This is a genomic window from Arthrobacter sp. SPT-J7 (genome assembly GCF_059089965.1).
Genome location: NZ_JBNHFF010000283.1, coordinates 1 through 3652, shown reverse-complemented (window position 1 = coordinate 3652; position 3652 = coordinate 1). Strand labels below are relative to the sequence as shown.

Below are 3652 nucleotides of genomic sequence, written 5' to 3'. Positions count from 1 at the left end.
GCACCATTACAATCACCACAGGCCCCACACCGCAACCGGAGGCCGACCGCCCATCAGCCGCTTAACCAACCTGCCTGGGCAGTACACCTAGGCAGTGAGCCTAGACAGGCGCCCAGCGGCCCCTGTTGCGTCGCAGCACCATCAGCGAACCGGTCAGCGCAACGCGTTCGACAGCGTCGCGCATCATGGCTGCCGATTCCAGCGCCTGCTGGTTCTCGCCGCTGTGTTCGGTCGCCTCAACAAGGAACCGCAGGTTCAGTTGCGGCACTCCCCCGGCAATCTGCAGCTGGTTCGACTCCACATGGTGACGTGTTTCCAGCGCCTCCACTGCTGCGTCCATAACGGCTTCAGGCGGATTGCCGGGGCGCAGGCCAGTGATTTTCAGGCGGGTTTGGAACGATGGCATGCCTCCAACCCTACCCAGACCTGCGCTCACCCTGTGCAGGAAAAGCTCGGACGCCACAGCACTGGTGCAAGAGCGTTCGGGCTAAACCCACATCATGTGAGAGAGCGTTCGGGCTAAACCCACATCAGGTGCGAGAGGGTTGGAGGTTACCCGGTGTTGCGGAGGCCGGCCGCCACCCCGTTGACGGTGATCAGCATGGCCCGCTGGAGGCGCTCGTCAACCTCGGCTCCGCTGATGCCGTCGGCCTTGCCGGCGGCCTCCGCGCGGACACGGCGGAGGAGTTCCACCTGCAGATAGCTGATGGGATCGAGGTACTGGTCACGGATCTCGAGTGAACGCTTGAGCGTGGGCTGGGCGTCCAGGAGCAGGTGCTCGCCCGTCAGGTCTTGGACCTCGGCCACAGTCAGCTCATATTCCTCCCGAATCGCCCGGAAGATGTGGTGCAGCTCGTCGGGGACGAGGGTGGACACGTAGTAGCCGGCGATGTCCAGGTCTGTCTTGGCAAGGGTCATCTCCACGTTGGACAGCACGGACCGGAAGAAGTGCCAGTTCTCCCACATCTCCACCAGCTGCGCGGTGTTCCCTGCCTCCCGGGCGGCCTTGAGGCCTGAGCCGACCCCGAACCAGCCCGGGACGATTTGCCGGGACTGCGTCCAGCCGAACACCCACGGGATGGCGCGCAGGCCGCCCAGCCCTGCACCGGAGTCCGGGCGCTTGGACGGGCGGGAACCGATGTTCAGGGAGCCCAGCTGTTCCACGGGCGTGGAGGCCAGGAAGTAGGCGGGCAGGTCCGGGTCATCGATCAGCTTCCGGTACTGCCCGAAGGCGGCATCGGAAATGGTTTCCATCACGTGCCCGTACCGTTCGCGCTGGTCCGCGGAGGTGCGGGGATCCCGGTGCAGGGCGGATCCCTGCAGTACGGCGGCGAGGGACAGCTCGAGGTTTTCGCGGGCCAGTTCGGGCAGCGAGTATTTGTCCGAGATGACCTCGCCCTGCTCGGTGAACTTGATCTCACCTTCCAGCACGCCGTTGGGCTGGGCCAGGATGGCATCATAAGTGGGCCCGCCGCCGCGGCCGACGGAGCCGCCGCGGCCGTGGAAGAGACGCACGCGCACGCCGTGCTTGGCGGCGACGTCCCGCAGCTTGCGCTGGGTCTTGTGGATTTCCCACTGGCTGGTCATCACGCCGGATTCCTTGTTGGAGTCCGAGTAGCCCAGCATGACCTCCTGGACGTCCCCGCGGAGGCGCACGAGTTCGCGGTACGAGGGATCGGACAGCAGCTGGTCCACGATTTCCGCGGAGGCACGCAGCTCTTCCACGGTTTCCAGCAGCGGCGCAAACCCGAGTTTGGCATAGGGCTTTTCGCCGAAAAGGTTCACCAGGCCGGCTTCGCGGGCCAGGACGGCGGCCGCGAGGACATCGTCTGCGCCGCGGGTCATGGAGATGATGTAGGTCTCGATGACGTCCGGCCCATAGGTGCGCAGGGCACGCCGGATTTCCCGGAAGACGTCGTACGTGCCGTCAGCGGCGCCGTCGAGCTTGATCGGATGGCCGGACAGCGGTCGGCGGGACGCAAGTTCGGAGCCGAGGACTTCGAAGCGTTCCCCGCGGCTCAGTTCTGCGTACCGCAGCCCCGGGCCGCCGATCCGGTCCATGAGCTGGCCAACGGCGTCGTGGTGGTGGTCGGCGTGTTCGCGGATGTCCAGGGTGGCAAGGTGCAGGCCGAAGGAGGCGACCGCGCGGCGGACCCGGGCAAGGGCGCCGTCGGCAGCCAGCGACGCGGAGTGGTTGCGGAGCGAGAGCTCCAGCAGTTCCAGGTCCGCGAGGAGTTCGCCGGTTCCGCTGTAGTCGCGGCCGTGCTCATGGTTGAAGTTCGCAGCTACCCGCTTGCCGGTGTTGATGAGCTTGGCCTTGATGCAGGTGAGCTTCAGGCGGTAGGGCTCCTGCGCGTTGAGCTCCAGTACCCGCCGGTCCAGCCCGGGCAGCTTCTTCAGGTCGGCGTCGATGGAATCGAGCAGTTCCTTGTCCGCGCCGGCCAGGGCCGTGGAGTTGGAGAGGATGGAAATCAGTTCGTCGATCATGCCAATGCTGATCCGGATGGCGTGCTGGTTTTGGATCTGCAGGATTTCCCGGGTTACGGCCGCGGTGACGTTGGGGTTGCCGTCGCGGTCGCCGCCGATCCAGGAGCCGAAGCGGATGGGGGCGTCCTGGGACGCGAGGCTGACACCGTGTTCGCCCAGCAGCTCGGCCAGTTCGGTCAGCATCTCCGGCATGGCGTCCGTAAGGATGCCGCCCAGGTAGTAGATCGCGTTGCGGGCTTCGTCCACCGGAGTGGGCCGGACCTGGCGAAGTTCGTCGGTCTGCCACATCTGGTCGATGATTTCAGCCAGCTGGCGGTCCTGGCGGCGGCGGGCCGTGGTGCCCTCGGCGGTGGGCTGGGCCAACACGTCGGAGAGCTTGCGGATCTTGTCCAGCACCGAACGGCGCGAGGCTTCGGTGGGGTGAGCGGTGAAGATGGGACGGACATCGAGCCCGTTAACTACTTCCTGCAGCACGCCGGGGCCGGCCTGTTCGGCGATTTCGTTGACGGTTTTCGCGAGCCAGCCGTCCTTTTCCTCCCGGGTCCGCAGGCCCCGAACGCGGTGGACCTGTTCTGCAGCGTTGGCGAGGTGGAAGTAGAAGGCGAACGCCCGGACCAGGTCGGTGGCCTGCTCGATGGGCAGGGAACCAAGGAGTTCGCGGACCTGGGCCACGACGTCGTGCGCGCTCCAGGGCCCGGTTGCATCCGCACCGCCGCGGGCAGCTTCCTTGGATTCCTTGGTGAGGAGGCGCACCTGCTCTACGAGGTCCAGGAGCTCGGGTCCGTGCTGGCGGACCAGTGATTCGCCCAGCAGCGTGGAGACGCGCCGGACGTCTGCCCTCAGTTCGGAGGCAAGATCGGTTTCGGGATTTGTTGCAGTGTGAGCCATGGAAACTATCTTTCGAGGGTTCGGACTTGGCTCGTACACTGCGCTGGATACTGTGAGCCACGTAACTAGCTAAAGATGCTACCCGCAGTCCGGCGCCTCGGGGGAATCCGTCTCAGATAATGTCGTCCGCCGGGTAACCGACATGGTGTTTCACGCACTCAAGCTCCGCCCGCAGCCTTTCGAGCTCCGTGCCGTGCCGGGCGACTTCGGCGTTGCGCCGCTTGGCCGCCCGGGCGCTGACAGCCAGGACCAGCAGCCCCACCGGCACGGCGGCGGC

At 66.0% G+C, this 3652-nt stretch carries 2 protein-coding genes; both read right to left on the bottom strand.

Features of this window, described 5'->3' with window-relative positions; all coding sequences use genetic code 11:
• Positions 1-100 precede the first annotated feature (100 nt).
• Entirely contained in the window at positions 101-406 is a 306-nt protein-coding gene (locus tag AC5RWX_RS31375; protein WP_494100101.1) for a hypothetical protein, read from the bottom strand.
• A gap of 146 nt (positions 407-552) precedes the next feature.
• Positions 553-3375 carry a phosphoenolpyruvate carboxylase gene (gene ppc, locus AC5RWX_RS31370; protein WP_494100100.1) on the bottom strand — a complete coding sequence of 941 codons (2823 nt, stop codon included), beginning with the start codon at positions 3373-3375 and terminating at the stop codon, positions 553-555.
• Between the last annotated feature and the right edge of the window lie 277 nt (positions 3376-3652).

Excerpts from the sequence above, each read along its gene's own strand:
- AC5RWX_RS31375 (WP_494100101.1), bottom strand. The coding sequence starts at position 406 with ATGCCATCGTTCCAAACCCGCCTGAAAATCACTGGCCTGCGCCCCGGC.
- ppc (WP_494100100.1), bottom strand. The coding sequence starts at position 3,375 with ATGGCTCACACTGCAACAAATCCCGAAACCGATCTTGCCTCCGAACTG.